Genomic DNA, 15,458 nt, shown 5'->3' with positions numbered 1-15,458 from the left:
GCACGCGCTCGATCGTAGCGAGGATGCGTGGCGCGGTGGGCTACTCGGGATCGATAGTCATCATCTCAACGTAGGCGACCGCTGGGAGGCCCCGGACGAGGAACGCGTACTCAGCTCCCTCTTCGAGGAGCAAGACGATGGGCTTCTTCCAGGCTGAGGCCCACCCGATCTCGATATGCGTGCCCGGGGACGCGGGTGCACCCGGGAACGCGACGAAGACATCACAGGCGGCGATCTCCCTGTAGTCGATGCTTGTGCACTCGCTGGGTTCCATGAACTCACGACCCCAGCCCTCTCTGCGGTGGGCGCAGTGCACATCCCACCCCTGGGCTTCGAAGAAGTCGATGATCGAGGTGTACTTGTCGATCTCGGCATCGCCCATCACATGGGTGTCGGCATCGACGAGAGCTTTGAACGGGCCTGCGAGAAACATCTTTCGCGTCATAGTCACGGCTCCTTTCATGAGTCGAAGTGGTTGGCCCCGAACGCGAGGAACGAGGCGGGGCTGTTCTACATCCCTACCCGCGCGGCCAGAACTGGTGGAAATGGTGCAAAGGACCATGCCCCTGGCCGACGTCGAGGCGACCGCTGGCAACCAGAGCGCCTTGCAGGTAGGTTTTCGCCTGGTCCACACTTTCGGGCACCGAGTGGCCGGGCAGCAGCGCAGTGATTGCCGAGGACAAGGTGCAACCGGTGCCGTGGTCGTTGAGGGTCTCGACCCGGGGAGACGAGTAGGTGGAGACCCCGTCGGGGCCGGCGAGGTAGTCGACACTGACCGTCTCGTTCGTGAGGTGCCCGCCTTTGAGCAGCGTCCACTGACAGCCCAGTCCACGCAACTGGGTGGCTTGGTCCTCCATCTGCCGCAGATTGGTGGCATCCTCGGTATCGAGGAGCACAGCGGCTTCGGGAAGATTCGGGGTGATGACCGTGGCCAGCGGCACGAGGGTGTCCCGGATGGCCGCCGCCGCATCGTCGTCCAGCAGCCTGTCGCCGCTCTTGGCGACCATCACCGGATCCAGGACCACGGTCTCGGCTTCGTGGTGGTGCAGGCGATCGGCGATGACTTCGGTGATGGCGGCGTTGGCGACCATACCGATCTTCACCGCGTCGACACGCACATCGTCGAACACCGCATCGATCTGTTCACCGACGAACGACGGATCAAGGGGCATGAACGAGCGCACACCGCGCGTGTTCTGCGCCACGACCGCGGTGATCACGGCCATGCCGTAGGTGCCAATCGCTGAGAAGGCTTTGAGATCGGCGTGGATGCCTGCCCCACCGGTGGGGTCGGTTCCTGCGATGGATAGGACGTTGGAGATCGTCATGAACACCCTTCCTTCTGCTGCTGTGCGGCGGCGTACCGAGCGACCTCCGCGACATCCTTGCTCAGGGTCACCCGGGCTTCATCGACTTCGTCGAGGGCGAACCAGCGCGCTTCGAGGGCATCGTCGCCAGCGTGGGGTTGCCCCGAGTGCCACCGGCAGAGCACGGCGACGAGCACGAAATGACTGTCCAACGGTCCGTTTTCGTCTTGGCTGAACGCGTCAACGGAGGTCAAGACACCGGTGGCCTTACCGATGATGCTGGTTTCTTCACGGAGTTCGCGTTCGGCGGCTCGGGTGATTGTTTCTTCGAATTCTATCTTCCCACCCGGGAAACCCCAGAATCCTGCATCGGGAGGGTTCGCACGTCGCACTAAAAGAACATGGTCGTCTTTGATGAGGACAGAAATGACCGCAGCCCTTGGGTACGCGTGAAATGAGGAAGTGTCAGGAACGACAGCATTAGACACTGTGACCTCCCATTGTGGAGGCCAGCGAGGGAAAGAAGCCCTGCTAGACCAGTCCCTTCGCCGGCATGATCCGGATCAGGTTCTAGGGTCACCACGCTGACAACGTCCAGTGGTATCTCAGCCCCTTGACGGAACACCCCTCGGTACGACCCGAGTCTACCAGAACGCCGTCACAGATACACCCGGCGCGGATAGGCCGCTGCCGGGGGCTGGTGTTGGGATCGCCTGCGCACCTATCCCAGTGATGTGTCCGTCGCCCTGCTCCCGCAGGACCGGCACCGCTGCCTGCATGAACCAGGGCGCGCCGAAGACGTTGGTGTCGAAGTTCGCCTTGGCCTCGTCGAAGTCGAGCTCTTCGATCGCTCCGGTGTAGCTGTAGCCCGCGTGCCGACTGCAATGTCAATCCGGCCGAAGCGCTCGCGCACCTCTGCGACGGCGGCAAACACGTCCTTCCGGTCCCTCACGTCCAGAGCACGCACGAACACACGCTCCCCGAACCGATCGGCGAGCTCCGCCAGGGGCTCCACTCCCCGCGCCGTCACCGCGACGCTGTCTCCTCGCTCCAGGGCAGTTTCTGCCCACATCCTGCCGAGATCTCTGGACGCCCCCGTGATGAACCACACCTTCGCTACCAGGACCACTCTCCTTGACGACACTAATGACGCGACCGCGCCATCGTCCGCGACGTCGTCCAGGCCAACCTCACGATCGACATAGTTCGGGCCGCATTCATCCCCGTGCTGGTCTGGGGGGGTGCCCCTATGTTTTAAGTCAAGGGGTAGCCGCCAGATTCTTCAAGAATATTCGGTAGGAGTCGAAAGGCAGGGATGATCGGTCTGGGAACCAGCTCCCGGACTGATCTGGTACTCCGCTACGGTTCGGTTCAGGCGGCGGTCGCCACCTCGGGTGTATGGAAGTAGGAGCCGTCGCGCAGCATCGCATACAGCACGTTGCAGCGCCTGCGCGCTAACGCGATCAGGGCTTGGTTGTGCTTCTTATGTTCGGCCCGTTTCTTGTCGTAATACGCCCTCGACAGCGGGTCTTTCAACGCCGCGAACGCGGATAGGAACAACGCTCGTTTGAGGATCTTGTTCCCCCGCCGGGACGAGTGATCTGCTCGGATCGAGGTTCCCGATCGCCATGTCACCGGTGCCAGTCCGGCATACGATGCGAGGTGTCCGGCTGATTCGAAGTCCTTACCCACGATCTCAGTCAGGATCCTCGCAGCAGTCCTGACGCCGACTGCCGGCATCGACGTCAGGAGTTCGAAAAGCGGATGCGCCTCGACCAATTCCTCGATGCGCACCAGTACCTCATCCCGCGACGATCGTGTCTGCGCCAACGACGCGGCCAGCTGGGGCAGGACGAGGCCGGCGGCGTCGGTACCTGATACCACCACCGTCTGCCCGTCGAGTGCGGTGAAGATCGCGGTCGCCCACCGCTTCCACGCCCACGGTGCCTGCTTGCGCAGCAGCGTCTCGACTCGGTGCTTCCCGGCATGACGCAAGACTTTGGGCGTCGGGTACTTCGCCAATAGAGCCAGCATCGCCGGATGGTCCAGGTGCGGACCGATGACGGTCTCCAGTCCGGGGTGGATCTGAGTCAGCAGGCCCCGGATCCGATTCGACGTCGCCGTGGCCTGTTTCGTCAGGTCATCGTCATAGCCGCACAACATCGACAACTCGGCGACGTTCTCATCAGCAAGGGACTGCCGCACGAATAGGTGACAGTTGGGGTGTCAGGCCGCGAGGCTCACGGCGGGGTTCATGATGGTCTCGTATTCGATGGGGGTCAATCGACCCAGACGGGCCTGTCGACGGCGGCGGTGATACTTGCGTTCGATCCAGGTGATGATGGCGATCCGGAGCTCGTCGCGGGTCCGCCACCGCTTCCGGTCCAGGACGTTCTTCTGCAGCAGGGCGAAGAAGGACTCCATCGCGGCGTTGTCCCCAGCGGCACCGACTTTCCCCATCGACCCGATGAGGTGATGACGGTTCAACGTCTGCACGAATTTGCGTGACCGGAACTGGGATCCTCGGTCCGAATGCACGATGCAGCCAGCGACGTCACCGCGGCGGGAAGCGGCGTTGTCCAGGGCGTTCACCGCCAGTCGTGCCTTCATACGGTCGCTGATCGAGTAGCCGACGATCCGGGCTGAGAACACGTCCTTGATGGCGCAGAGGTAGAGCTTTCCCTCGTCGGTCCAGTGCTCTGTGATGTCGGTCAGCCACAGTTCGTTGACGTCATCGGCGGAGAAGTCCCGCTTCACGAGATCGTCGTGGACCGGCGGCCCGGGACGCTTTCCGTTCTTGCCGCGCTTCTTCCCGAACACCGACCACCACTGGTTGTCCCCGCAGATCTTCCACGCGGTCCGCTCGCACATCACCTCGCCGGCCTCGGCGGCCTCGTCGACCAGGAACCGATAGCCGTACTCGGGGTCGTCGCGATGGGCGTCCACCAGGGCGTTGGCGTGGTATGCCTCGATCAGCTCGGCCTGGGTGACCTGCTGGCTTCGCCAGCGGTAGTAGGGCTGGCGGGAGAGCTTCAGGACCCGCAGGGACACCGCGACGGGGATCCCGTCAGCGGCGAGCTCACTCACGAGCGGGTAGAACCGTTTCCCGGCAGGTTCGCCTAGGACAGGTAGGCCGCGGCACGGCGCAGGACCTCGTTCTTCTGCTGGAGCAGCCGGATCTGCTTGCGGGCCTCGCGCAGCTCGGTCGATTCCTCCCGGGTCCTGCCGGGGCGGTTGCCGTCGTCGATGTCGGCTTGGCGGATCCATTTGTGCTGCGTCATCTCGTGGACTCCGAAGTCCTTCGCGTTCTGCGCGATGGTGATGCCGTCTTCACGGGACCGGGCCACTCGCACGACGTCTTCGCGGAACTCCTGGGGGTAGGGAGCGGGCATGGTGCACATCCTTCCAGGCCGCCCAGTGGGCAAGCCAGATCAGATGTCACCTATCCGTGCGGCAGTCCCTTGAGGCGTCTTCAGCTGATGTGATGCGCGTCCGAATGCCGCCGGGCGCGCATCGTTTTCTGTGCGCTCAGCTGTCATCCTCGGCCTCATCCAGATCACCGATCACGCCGTCCAGCGACGTCATCACCGTCGAGAGCACCTTCCGCAGCGCTTCCTGCGACTCTCCGTCGAGGTCTTCGACCCCGAGATCGACGGTCACGCCGCCGACTGCCAGTACGGTCCGAGCTGCGGCCATCGTCAGCTGAGACGGCCCCGGATCCTGCGGATCCTCAGTCAAGCGCGGCTCCGCCTTGCGCTGCTTCAGCAGTGCCGCGCACCGGGACTCCGCCTCGAGCAGCGCCTGTCGCGGCTCCTCCCACCAGGCAGACTCCGCCGGCTCCGACTCCTCACCGGAGTCCGGCTCCGGGTCCAAGACGTCCCCGGAGAGCACCTGATCGGCATCCGCGCCAGGCAGGTTTGCGGGATCGACCATCGGGATCCCGAGCCCGTCCAGGGAGACGTCGGCGAACTCGGCAGCGTGCTCCGCCATCGGAACCGACTTCTTGGGCTTCTTGTAGGACTTGCCATCCAGACCCACGACGTTCGAGGACTCCTCAGGTGACCCATTTGGGTCACCTGCCGGCGCGACACGCTGCACCGTGCTGTACGACAGATCCGTGGCCTGCGAGATCGCCCGCATGCTCATGCCGGCTTCGCGCATGGACTGAATGACCTCGTCGCGCTGCTCACGCGGCGGACGCAGCTGGAGCCCACGGAAGTTCGCATCGATCCAGGCGTCCCACGTCTCGTAGCCCAGCGGCTCCCACACGCGGCCCTCCCAGGCCTGCACGATCAGCGCGTGGACATCAGCCAGTCCTTCTGCGATCTGGTTCGTCAGCTCGCGCGCATCCGCCTCGTTCAGTGGCTGCGGGTTCGTCGTCATCGTCGTCGTGCTCATCGATGCGCCTCCTTCTCGTCTGCCGGCAGCAGATCCCGGAGCGAGACCCCGAGCACCTCCGCCGTCTTCATCAGCTCTGTGAACGTGAAGTCCTTGTGCCCGTTCATGCGCGCCGAGAGGGCTGCATGACCGAGCCCGAGCGCCTTACCGAGCTGCTTCTGAGTCATGTCGCGCAGCGCCAGCCGGGATCGGATCTGGAGCGCGAGCTGCTTCTGCTTCGTCATGCGATCATCGTGCTCGATTTGAGAACCCTATGTCAAGATCATCTATCTTGTTTCGAGAACTTCGTGTCGCCTGGAGCGCACCTTGGCCACGCACCGCGATACAATCCCGCCATGACTACGAGGCCGCAGGACCAGCGCGACAATCCCGTCGCCCACCACGTCAGCGATGAAGTCCGCGCATGGCTCGGGCGCAGGCGCCGCACCCAAAGCGACCTCGCTCGTCACATGGGGATCGCCAAGAGCGCGGTCAGCGTCCGGCTGAACGGCAGTAGGGAGTTCTCGATCTCCGAGCTTGTCGAGATCGCCGCTTGGCTCGACATCTCATTGGCGGACCTGCTGGGACCGGAGTTGCTCCAGGCACGGAGAAGCCCCCGCGGCGACATGGTCACCGCAGGGGCTGAAGGGAAGGAGTGGGCCCTGTGGTGTTGAGTCTCAATACCTCGTCACCACATGTCTCAATACCCCGGCAACACCACCGGACCCACGATGAGACATGACCCGCCGCCGTCCACGAGGCCTTCAGGCAGCTCGTCAGGGCCTGCGGAGGCCTCACATGCAACCTGCGCGCTGCCTAGCACCGTCGATGCGCTTGGCCGCCGAGGCATCGAATCGCGCCCGGTCAGCCGGTGAAAGCAAGGCGACCCCACGCCTGGACCCACGGGAAGTGACGGCATTCGAGCGGCGTCGCGAGGCACCCACCGCCCGATGGGCAGCGGCCGGAATTACACCGAGGCCTGGCCTGGGAGGGAGCGGCCGGGAGCAAGGAAAAGCACCCCGAACCGGGGGTTCGGGGTGTTTCCGATGTACTGAGACATCACAGGAGTGGGCCCTGTGGGGATCGAACCCACGACCCATGGATTATCAGACCGGGCCCGACAGGCTCAGACCGCTACCAGCTGCCCTTCACCCGCACCGAAGGCCCCACTTCGCGCGAATGCAGCTACTTAGAGCCTGCTCGAAACCGGGTCTCGGGCAGCCTTCAGTGACGCTTCCGGCGGGTATCGGAACTCGCTCAAGACCGTGCGCCAGCAGACCCTGGGGCGCTGCAGTTGAGTCCATTCTCAAGCGCGACGGACGCGTGGATCTCAGGATGTCTGCTCCGTCTTTCCTGACCCGGTTGTGGATGCACGACTCCTGCGGCCTCGGTCGAAGACGAACAGTGCGAGGATCACCAGGCCCATCCCGATCAAGGTGATCGGGGCCAGGGGTTGGCCCCGGACAAGGAAGTCCAGCAACGCGGTTGCAGCCGGGACCAGGAACTGCACACTGGTCACCAGCACCACATCCATGCTGCGCACCAACCAGTACAGCGCCCCGGTTGCAAGCACTCCGACCACGACCCCCATCCACACCACCGGGAGCACAACCCCTACCTGGGCCTCCGGGACCGGTACGCGCAAGATCATGCAGATCACGACGAACACGGGCACGGCCATCGTGGCTTGGAGGGCCAGACCAGGGACCACGCCCACGTCCGTGACGTGGGTCTGGATAAGCACCGCGGCCGTCAGCGCCGCCAGGGCCCCAGCGGCAGCCATGACACCAAGCGTGGTGGAAGAGCCGGCGCGCAGCTCCGGACTGCACGCCAGCAACAAGCCCGTGAAACCCAGCACGATTCCCATCCAGCTCAGCCATCCGCTTTGGCGGGTGAGGATCGCGGTGACCAGCGGCTGGCACGCCACGATCAGCGCCAGCAGTCCCGGGGCGATGCCGGCATCCAAGGACAGGAAGAACAGCCCCTGATAGAGCATCTGCATGAACACTCCCGTACCCACCACCGCTGCCCAAGCTCGGGCAGTGCGCGGCAGGGCTCCTCGCAGGGCCGGCCAAAGCAGCCAGGCACAGACAGCGGTGACCGTGGTGCGCAGCAGCAAGAATGCCGAGGGAGCCATGTGCTCGAGCCCAACAGCTGTGGCGACAGCACCGCTGGACCACAGGATCAGAAAACCGCCCAGCGCGACGGCGTTGCCGGATGTCAGTTGCCGCTGCGGCCTGCAGATTCTACTTTGCATGAATATCAGAATCGAGCTTCGTCAGGATATGTAAACGCATAAGTGAACTCCCGTGTGGATATCTAGTTGCACCTGCGCCAGCAACAGTTCCACCTTGGGCTTAGCATCCGGTAGGCCTTTCCATCAGCACTCTTATACCATCAGTGCATGACCCTTCAGATTCGACACCTGCGGCTGGCCGTGCTCATGCGCAGCGTCAGCTCTCTGAGCCGAGCCGCATCGGAGCTGGGGATCACGCAGCCCACAGCCTCACGCCTGCTGGACGAGATTGAGCGCAACATCGGTGTCGCTGTCATAGAGCGCTCTGCGAGGGGGTCGAAGTTGACGCCAACCGGTGAGGCGTTCGTTGCGCACGCACTCCAGACACTGGCCTCGTTCGATGCTCTCGTGGACCCCGATCGGTGGCAACAGCGGGAACTGACGCTGGCCTACGCCTGGGGCGGACTGGAATCGACCTTGACGGACGCAGTGCGCCGATGGCATCAGAATCTCCCCCACGGGCGCTGCCGGCTTCGTCAGCACGACGATCCCCGACGGTCGCTGGAATCGGGGGCAGTCGACCTGGCCCTGATCCGAGGGGCCGTTGACTCCCCGATGCTGTCGTCATGCACGCTCTACGTGGAGAACAGAGTCGTCGTATTACCCGTCGACTCCCCGCTGATCAGCCTGTCCAGCATCGAAAGATCCCAATTGCAGGACCTGGAGGCTGTAGTCAACGTCGACAGCGGGACGACAGGAGAGCTCTGGGTGGGTGACCCGCCCCAGCCGCAGGTGACAGAAGTCCACGGCGTGGATGAATGGATTGTGGCCATCGCTTCACACCAACAACGATTCGGCGTGACGCCGGAATCTACGATGAGCTATTACGCCCACCCGCGCATCGTGGCCCGTCCATCCAATGACCTGCCCGACATCCCGGTATGCCTGGCGTGGCGGCGAGAGGATCGGCGCACCATGGTTCAAGATTTCATCGCTCTTGCAAAAGAATGTGCGTGACGAGCTAGACCACTCGTCAAGCCGTCAGTGACTGAGGAGCGGCGGGCCTGTCGCATCGCGCGACAAGACCCGGCGCGCGCCCATCAACAGGATCCATTGAATATGATGATTCCCTGCCACGCTATATCCATCGTGATTCCTTCAGTGAATATGTGGGCCCTGTGGGGATCGAACCCACGACCCATGGATTATCAGTTCAAGCCCATTGTGCGCAGCTACAACCGACAGCCGGCCGGGCGCAGGCGGTCCCTGCGCGTCCCCATCTGCACGAATCATGACGCTGAACCGCTCTCCTCCGATCCAGCAGTTCGCCCATCTGCCTCGAGGTGCCGAATTCGAAACGTCGCTCGCTCGTGAATCGAAGGAAATCTTTCGCCTTTGACCCATTTAACACATAGTAGAATATATCCGAGCTGGAGCCGGTACTCAGCACCAGTAAGGTTCCTGCCATCATGCAGAGCAGATGTCTCGGGTAGGCCGACGTAATTCCGGAGCCAAACATCGTCACCCATCGAATGCATCGCCCGATCTCTAGCGTCGAGTAATTCATCATCCACAAACATGCTAACCGTCAAATCACCAATATCGCCATCATTTAAAAATCGAGGTGCCTCCGGCGGAACAGGGAGGTTATCGGTTCGTAGCATGCAACCAAATTGCTTGACTAGGTATTTTGATAGGTTCTTAGCTTTCGCCCCCCAGTCATCCCCGTAGACATGACGCCACTTAAGGCGCCGAGCCTTCATCAACCCCTCCCAGTTGACTGAAATATAGTCGACAAATTGATCGTAGCTACGATCAAACGGTTGACTTCGCTGATTATTGCATTTCGCGCACAAGCACCTGCTCCAGAGGACTGCATGACCTTTCTTTAGCGATCGCAGCTCTCCGGTATATCCAACCTTGGCAACCCGATAAACACCATCCTCCTTAGACGAACCTCGGATGCGACGCAAATCACTATGCTTATACTTATGCTCAGAAGTTGTAGCAGGGGCGCCACAGATCCAACACTTTCCTTCATCTCGAATTCTGTATTTGTCCAACACGGATGGGACCAGTTGATCATTCATGCGTACATTGTAGGGCAGAAGTGGCTAGCTTAGGTTCCGCAACCCGCAGCCAACGCCCAGTAGAACCCGATCCGGGGCTTCAGCTCCGCGCGGTTCTCACTTGCGAACGATCGAACACATGGCGACACCGAGGACCATCGCCCCATAATTCACACAGAGTAAGCAATCGCTCGCGATCAACGAAACAAACCACGTATATTCATCAGTTTTCGATCCCGTTGAGGGTGTCAATCTGGCCCGGTACGCTACGCGGGTAAAGTTACTGTGGCGACCTTATCGCCCCGCAATCTGGAGCACGCCTGATGTACCGAGACATCAAGGAGTGGGCCCTGTGGGGATCGAACCCACGACCCATGAATTATCAGTTCCGCCCCAGGCAGTCGCAGCCTTGTACTTTCAGCGCCGCCCGAGTGTCATGGCAGGGCCGCAGCGATCCCTTGTGTTCCGAGGCCGTCCAGGGTATGAACTCCACTCACTTCCGGAGAGGCAGGATCTCCAGTTCGTCTTCCCAGCGGTTCGTAGGTGCTGGTTGCCAGAACGGACGGCGGTAGACCTTCCATCGTCCCCTGCCCCAGTGGCTCCACCTCTGGCTCCTCACCTCGGAGGCCCCCTGTCCATTCACGCGCACGGGCCACCGGCGCACCCGCGAAATGAGACCCCTGCCGTATGGAACCGGTTCAGCCCAAGTGACGCCTACCCAGACCTCATCAGGCATCGCAGATCCGCTGGTCCGGACGATGGTCACTTCTAGATTCTCGTCCCCGGGGCTCCACACCGGCACGAGCTTCCGGTCCGTGACGGACTTTACGAGGCTGCTATCGCCTTCGACGAATACGACCGGCTGAGCTTGGATGGCGGAAACGGGACCGACCATCTCTATAGTGACGTGCCATCCAGCTATATCGGTGACTATGCGATCCTCCTCCCTCCTTATCCCGGGGATCGGCCTCACCGTGAAGAACATTCCATGGGCTGTCGATGCAGTCCGTTCATGCCGCAGCGCTAGGTACGCGATCAACAAGGCGACGAGCGAAACGACAAGGGTGGCGATATTCACCCGCCCAGCGTGGCACGATGCCGCATCTCCGCTTGTCCACCACGCCAGACGATCCCCAGGAGACCTGACGACCGGGTCGACACTGAACAGATGTCGACCCCCCACCCCCCAATCTCCCCCTCCTGGCAACACGCCGTGCAGCGCTTCTCCACCTGGCTCACCGCAGCCGGACGAAGCTCCGGCACCGTCCAGCTCCGCTGCTGGTGGATCACGAAGCTCGCAATCGACTGTGCGCCAGCAGAGCCCCACACGGTCGACGCCGAGACGATCCTCTCCTGGAGCGCCAGTCACGATTGGTCCCCGAACACCCGCCGGTCATGCCGAGCGGCCCTTAAGCGCTTCTTCCACTGGGCCCGAGTCGCTGGACTCCGCGATGACGACCCCTCCGAACTGCTGCTCAGCATCCAAGTCCCACGGCCTGTCCCGCGCCCCGCACCCATCCAAGTTCTCGCCGGCGCCCTCGACTCGGCAGAGACCGACCGCGACCGCCTCATGCTCCTGCTGGCCTCCTTCGGTGGCCTGCGCCGAACAGAGATCGCCACCGTCCACGCTTCCGACATCGAGCACGGCTTCCTGTTCGTCACCGGCAAGGGCGGAGCACAGCGCATCGTGCCCATCCACCAGATGCTGGCCGAACCGCTCCATCGACTCGCAGAGCGCGGGGGCTGGGCCTTCCCCGGTCGCTTCACCGGCCACGTCCACCCTGACTTCATCGGCAAGCGCATCTCGCGACTCCTCGGCCCCGGCTGGACAGCGCACACGCTGCGGCATCGCTTCGCCACCGAGGTCTACCGCTCCTCGAAGGACCTCCTGGCCGTCCAGCAGCTGCTGGGCCATGCCTCCGTCGCCACGACTCAGGTCTATGTCGGCGTCGATCGAGATGCGCTCACCGCAGCCGTCGATGGGCTCGCTGGACTCGACATCTGACCGGCCCAGCGATCACCCCCCTCGCTGCTGCACTACGCCGCCTGGCTCATCACCGATGGCGTGGCGAGGGCGCAGACGTCCTCAGTCATTCGCTTCAGGGGGGATCCTGTGACGACCACCATCACGCTCACGCCCACGCTGACTCTCAGCGTCGGCGACCGGCGGATGCCACAGCAACGCATCGACGACGTCTGGTCCTCGATCGCGCAGCACACCCGCGCCACCGATCGGCCCGCGACCATCGCCGTCGTGGACGGCTCCGAGACGCTGCGTGTCTGGGAGTTGCGCCCGGACGGGTCCAGGACGCTGCTGGACAGCACTCCCACCGAGCCCGCCGACTTCCGGCTGATGCTCTCGCCGTGGACCATGACCGTCCCCCTCGACGACGGACCCGACGATCGCGAGGTCTCGACCCTGGCAGTCGCGCTCAGCCAGGCCGAGGCTGCCGCTCGTGCCGGCAACGTCGAGATCATCCTCCAGACCATCGGCACCGATCACGACGATGCCAAGTCGATCGACCCCACGCCGACGGAGGACATCGTCGCCCAGCAGGCCGTCGACGCGGACACCGAGAACCCCGACGACCTCATGGACGACCTCGTCGATGACGACGAGAACGCAGCCCAGGCCACGCGCAAGAAGCGTCGACGTCTGGTGCTCGCAAGCAGCGCTGCCGCCGTGCTCGTGCTCGCCGGCCTCGGTCTCGGCGCCAACGCCATGTTCTCGAACGATGACCCTCAGCCCAACAGCGCGCCCGAGTCGCAGGAGCCCGAGGACTCGGCGACACCGACCGAGGAATCGTCGTCGCCGGCTCCGATCCAGAATCAGGCGATCTCTCCAGCCGGGTTCTCTGGCACCTCGACGTGGGAAGTCGTTGGTGCGACGGATCAGAGCACAGGAATGACGTCGGACGGTGAGCACATCGGCGCTGTCTCAGGCCGGACTCTCGACATCGTCCGCACCGACAACGGTGACCCCACCGACTCCGTCACCCTTCCAGCCGCCCTCGACGGCAACCTCTACTCCCTGAACGACGGGGGACTGCTGCTGCCGGCTGAGGGACGAGTCATGACGTGGTCCAAGGGCCACGGACTCGTCGACAACGAGATCGGCAAGGAGGACCGCCTGGTCGTGCGCGGCAGCACCGCCTTCACCGTTCCCCAGCGCGACGATGTCCGCCCCGACGAGATCCAGGTCGTGACCGCCGACGGGTTCCAGACCCACAAGTCCCCGGGCTCATCCGCCTCTCCGATCGCCCCGGCCCACAATGCGGGGTTCCTGTGGGCCTCCAGCGCTGAAGGCGGCTCCCTCGTCCACGCCGACACGGACGGTGAGGAGGTGTCCTCGACCCGCCTGATCGGCCCCTCCGACGACGCCACGATCTCGCAGTGGCTCGGGGCGACTGACGACTTCGCAGCCGTCATCTGGTCCGAGGACGGCTCCGGCGGCGTGCTGGCGATCCATGACGCGGAAACCGGAAAGATCGTGGAGACCCACGACCTCCCCAGCGTGGGGAACAGCATGAGCGTGGTCCCCTCCGTCGACGGCAAGCAGCTGCTTGCCGGCACGACCCCGATCAACCTCAGCACCGCAGAAATCGGTTCCCCTGTCTCCGACCTGTCCACGAGCAACCGCGCCATCGTCGCGGTTCCAGGCGGATGGATCGCTCAGCAGACCGATGGAACCTCCGTGCTCATCTCCCCCGACGGCCAGACCCTTCCGGCACCGTCGACCGCCGAGGATCTGCTCGGCCTCACCGACTCCGGCGACATCGTCGTCGACCACCGCGGCACCCTTGCCGCCTTCGCACCTGACTCCGAAACCGAAGGAGATGACTGATGAGACTTCGCCGACGGAAACAGTGGCTGGGATATGTCGACGACGGTCCCACCTGCGACCGCATGGACACGACTGAGACTTTCGTCTGCGCGCTGCCTCCGCGACATGCAGGCCCCCACTCTGATCCCGTCCTCGAAAACACAACCCATGAACCCGACTGGCCGACGCGCATCTTCAGCAGTAGACGGGTTGACCCCGACCAAGACCTCGCGGGGAACTACTGGCTCGTCTACGACTCCCCCGACGGCACGTGGCGTACGAAGCCCATGAGGCCGGACGCGCGACACGTCCTCCATGAAGCCCTGATGTACGTCGAAGGAGAAGACCAGTGACCGTGACCCCGATCCGACTTCCACAGCCCCCAGCGCGGGCATCGCCTGCCCTGGCCTCCGAGGGCCTGACCGAGATCATTCAGCTCGACCCCAAGGGGCCCACCCTTCCGACCAACACCACAACGACCACGACCGCTACAGAAGGAGCCCGGAAATGAACACCCGCGTCCGCACCGTCCTCGCAGCCCTGACGATCACTCCCATCGTCGGGCTCACCGCCATCACGCCGGCCACCGCTGACGACTCGATCGACCTCCCCATCGACCCGGGGACCACCACGGAGCCCTCCGACCCCGTCGACTCCGGTCAGATCGACCCCGGAGTCGACGAGCCGGAGCCGGAGGATCCCGTGGAGGAGCCGGAAGCACCCGTCGAGGAGCCGGCACCCGAGCCCGAGCCCGAGGATCCCGTGGAGGAGCCGGAAGCACCCGCTGAGGAGCCGGCACCCGAGCTCGAGCCCGAGGCACCTGCCGAGCAGCCGGCACCGGCACCCCAGCCGGCACCGAAGGCTGAGGCACCTGTCGCCCAGCCGGCACCGGCGGCACCCGTCGAGCAGCCGGCACCGCAGCTTCCCCAGGCTCCTGCTCCCGTCGCCACCGCTCCGGCAGCGGCACCGGCTGCCCAGCCGGCACCGCGCCCGACTCCGGCCCCGGCAACCGCTCCGGCGGCTGCACCGGCAGCAGCGGCACCGGCAACGGCAACTCCAGTCCTGCCGCAGCGCGGTCCGGCACCGGCACCCGCTCCGAGCACCGGCACCGTTCCGTCGGCCGCACCGGTTCCGGCACCGGCAACCAAGGCGACACCGGAGATCTTCATGGCTCCGGCGCAGCCCCTGACGGATGATCCCGGTAGGGCCCCCGCGGACCCGTCCTCGTTCGACAACGGCAAGGATCAGTACATCGTCACTGATGGCGACACCCTGTCCGAGATCGCCGAGCGCTACGACATCGAGGGCGGATGGCAGGCCCTGTACGAGCTGAACCGCGACGTGATCCAGGACCCGGACCTGATCTACCCCGGGCAGGAGATCACCCTCCGCCTGCTGTGACCCACAGATAGGCCCCCTTAGACCTCAGCCCCTCCAGGCCCCCCTGCTGGAGGGGCTGAGCCATGCCCAGGCAACGAAGGCCGGACAGTCAGACCCAGCCCGCAACAGCAGGCCAAGACCCCCAGGGGAGTCAGCCTGCCTCAACAGGATTCAAGACAAATACCTGCACACACCTCTGGCACCAAGGTGCACTGCCGTTGACATACGTCAACGGCACGCCGCGCGATAAGCCTCTATGAGCCCTT

At 63.9% G+C, this 15,458-nt stretch carries 15 protein-coding genes, 1 pseudogene and 1 riboswitch; of the genes and pseudogenes, 6 read left to right on the top strand and 10 right to left on the bottom strand.

Annotated elements, in window-relative coordinates; genetic code table 11:
* Positions 1-40 precede the first annotated feature (40 nt).
* From OVA15_RS12675 to OVA15_RS12645, 8 genes and pseudogenes are all read right to left on the bottom strand, one after another.
* Positions 41-445: a nucleoside 2-deoxyribosyltransferase gene (locus OVA15_RS12675; RefSeq protein WP_268145405.1), complete on the bottom strand. Its 405-nt coding sequence runs from the start codon at positions 443-445 to the stop codon at positions 41-43.
* Positions 446-518: 73 nt separating this feature from the next.
* Entirely contained in the window at positions 519-1,328 is an 810-nt protein-coding gene (gene thiD, locus OVA15_RS12670) for a bifunctional hydroxymethylpyrimidine kinase/phosphomethylpyrimidine kinase (protein WP_239358774.1), read from the bottom strand.
* Entirely contained in the window at positions 1,325-1,795 is a 471-nt protein-coding gene (locus OVA15_RS12665; RefSeq protein ID WP_259895877.1) for an NUDIX hydrolase, read from the bottom strand. The genes thiD and OVA15_RS12665 overlap by 4 nt, the downstream gene beginning before the upstream one ends.
* Positions 1,796-1,829: 34 nt before the next feature.
* A riboswitch (TPP riboswitch) is annotated at positions 1,830-1,946 on the bottom strand.
* 82 nt (positions 1,947-2,028) lie between these two features.
* Positions 2,029-2,418: an SDR family NAD(P)-dependent oxidoreductase gene (locus tag OVA15_RS13500; RefSeq protein WP_442786755.1), complete on the bottom strand. Its 390-nt coding sequence runs from the start codon at positions 2,416-2,418 to the stop codon at positions 2,029-2,031.
* Between the two features lie 260 nt (positions 2,419-2,678).
* Positions 2,679-3,500: pseudogene (locus tag OVA15_RS12660) on the bottom strand (IS110 family transposase); the annotation flags it as partial.
* Positions 3,501-3,533: 33 nt separating this feature from the next.
* Positions 3,534-4,699 (bottom strand): IS3 family transposase gene (locus tag OVA15_RS12655; RefSeq protein WP_442786738.1). Its coding sequence is split into 2 segments (ribosomal slippage): positions 3,534-4,427 and positions 4,430-4,699, totalling 1,164 coding nucleotides; the frame shifts between segments, so codons are not numbered across the junction.
* Between the two features lie 136 nt (positions 4,700-4,835).
* Complete coding sequence (locus tag OVA15_RS12650; RefSeq protein WP_268145401.1) at positions 4,836-5,705, bottom strand: hypothetical protein; 870 nt, start codon at positions 5,703-5,705, stop codon at positions 4,836-4,838.
* Positions 5,702-5,929, bottom strand: coding sequence for a helix-turn-helix domain-containing protein (locus OVA15_RS12645; RefSeq protein ID WP_268145399.1), 228 nt, complete (start codon positions 5,927-5,929; stop codon positions 5,702-5,704). Before OVA15_RS12645 ends, OVA15_RS12650 begins: the two co-directional genes overlap by 4 nt.
* A 111-nt stretch (positions 5,930-6,040) precedes the next feature.
* On the opposite strand from OVA15_RS12645, the gene OVA15_RS12640 reads away from it, so the two are divergent.
* Positions 6,041-6,358 carry a helix-turn-helix domain-containing protein gene (locus OVA15_RS12640; protein WP_268145397.1) on the top strand — a complete coding sequence of 106 codons (318 nt, stop codon included), beginning with the start codon at positions 6,041-6,043 and terminating at the stop codon, positions 6,356-6,358.
* A 656-nt stretch (positions 6,359-7,014) separates the two neighbouring features.
* On the opposite strand, the gene OVA15_RS12635 is transcribed toward OVA15_RS12640, so the two are convergent.
* On the bottom strand, positions 7,015-7,941 hold the full coding sequence (locus OVA15_RS12635) for a DMT family transporter (RefSeq protein ID WP_268145395.1): 927 nt from the start codon (positions 7,939-7,941) through the stop codon (positions 7,015-7,017).
* 147 nt (positions 7,942-8,088) lie between these two features.
* Between OVA15_RS12635 and OVA15_RS12630 the strand changes: the two genes are divergently transcribed.
* Positions 8,089-8,937 carry a LysR family transcriptional regulator gene (locus OVA15_RS12630; RefSeq protein WP_268145393.1) on the top strand — a complete coding sequence of 283 codons (849 nt, stop codon included), beginning with the start codon at positions 8,089-8,091 and terminating at the stop codon, positions 8,935-8,937.
* Positions 8,938-10,482: 1,545 nt separating this feature from the next.
* Here OVA15_RS12630 and OVA15_RS12625 read toward each other — a convergent pair.
* Positions 10,483-11,067 carry a hypothetical protein gene (locus tag OVA15_RS12625; RefSeq protein WP_268145391.1) on the bottom strand — a complete coding sequence of 195 codons (585 nt, stop codon included), beginning with the start codon at positions 11,065-11,067 and terminating at the stop codon, positions 10,483-10,485.
* 90 nt (positions 11,068-11,157) lie between these two features.
* Here OVA15_RS12625 and OVA15_RS12620 point away from each other — a divergent pair, with 90 nt between their 5' ends.
* From OVA15_RS12620 to OVA15_RS12605, 4 genes are all read left to right on the top strand, one after another.
* Positions 11,158-11,994 carry a tyrosine-type recombinase/integrase gene (locus OVA15_RS12620; RefSeq protein WP_268145389.1) on the top strand — a complete coding sequence of 279 codons (837 nt, stop codon included), beginning with the start codon at positions 11,158-11,160 and terminating at the stop codon, positions 11,992-11,994.
* Positions 11,995-12,102: 108 nt separating this feature from the next.
* Positions 12,103-13,833, top strand: coding sequence for a hypothetical protein (locus tag OVA15_RS12615; protein ID WP_268145387.1), 1,731 nt, complete (start codon positions 12,103-12,105; stop codon positions 13,831-13,833).
* Positions 13,833-14,165: a hypothetical protein gene (locus tag OVA15_RS12610; protein WP_268145385.1), complete on the top strand. Its 333-nt coding sequence runs from the start codon at positions 13,833-13,835 to the stop codon at positions 14,163-14,165. Before OVA15_RS12615 ends, OVA15_RS12610 begins: the two co-directional genes overlap by 1 nt.
* A gap of 154 nt (positions 14,166-14,319) precedes the next feature.
* Entirely contained in the window at positions 14,320-15,213 is an 894-nt protein-coding gene (locus tag OVA15_RS12605; RefSeq protein WP_268145383.1) for a LysM peptidoglycan-binding domain-containing protein, read from the top strand.
* Positions 15,214-15,458 lie beyond the last annotated feature (245 nt).

This window comes from Kocuria sp. SL71 (assembly GCF_026672465.1).
Taxonomy (GTDB): Bacteria; Actinomycetota; Actinomycetes; order Actinomycetales; family Micrococcaceae; genus Kocuria; species Kocuria palustris.
The sequence above is the reverse complement of the archived record's forward strand: the minus strand, read 5'-3'. Positions and strand labels throughout refer to the sequence as shown.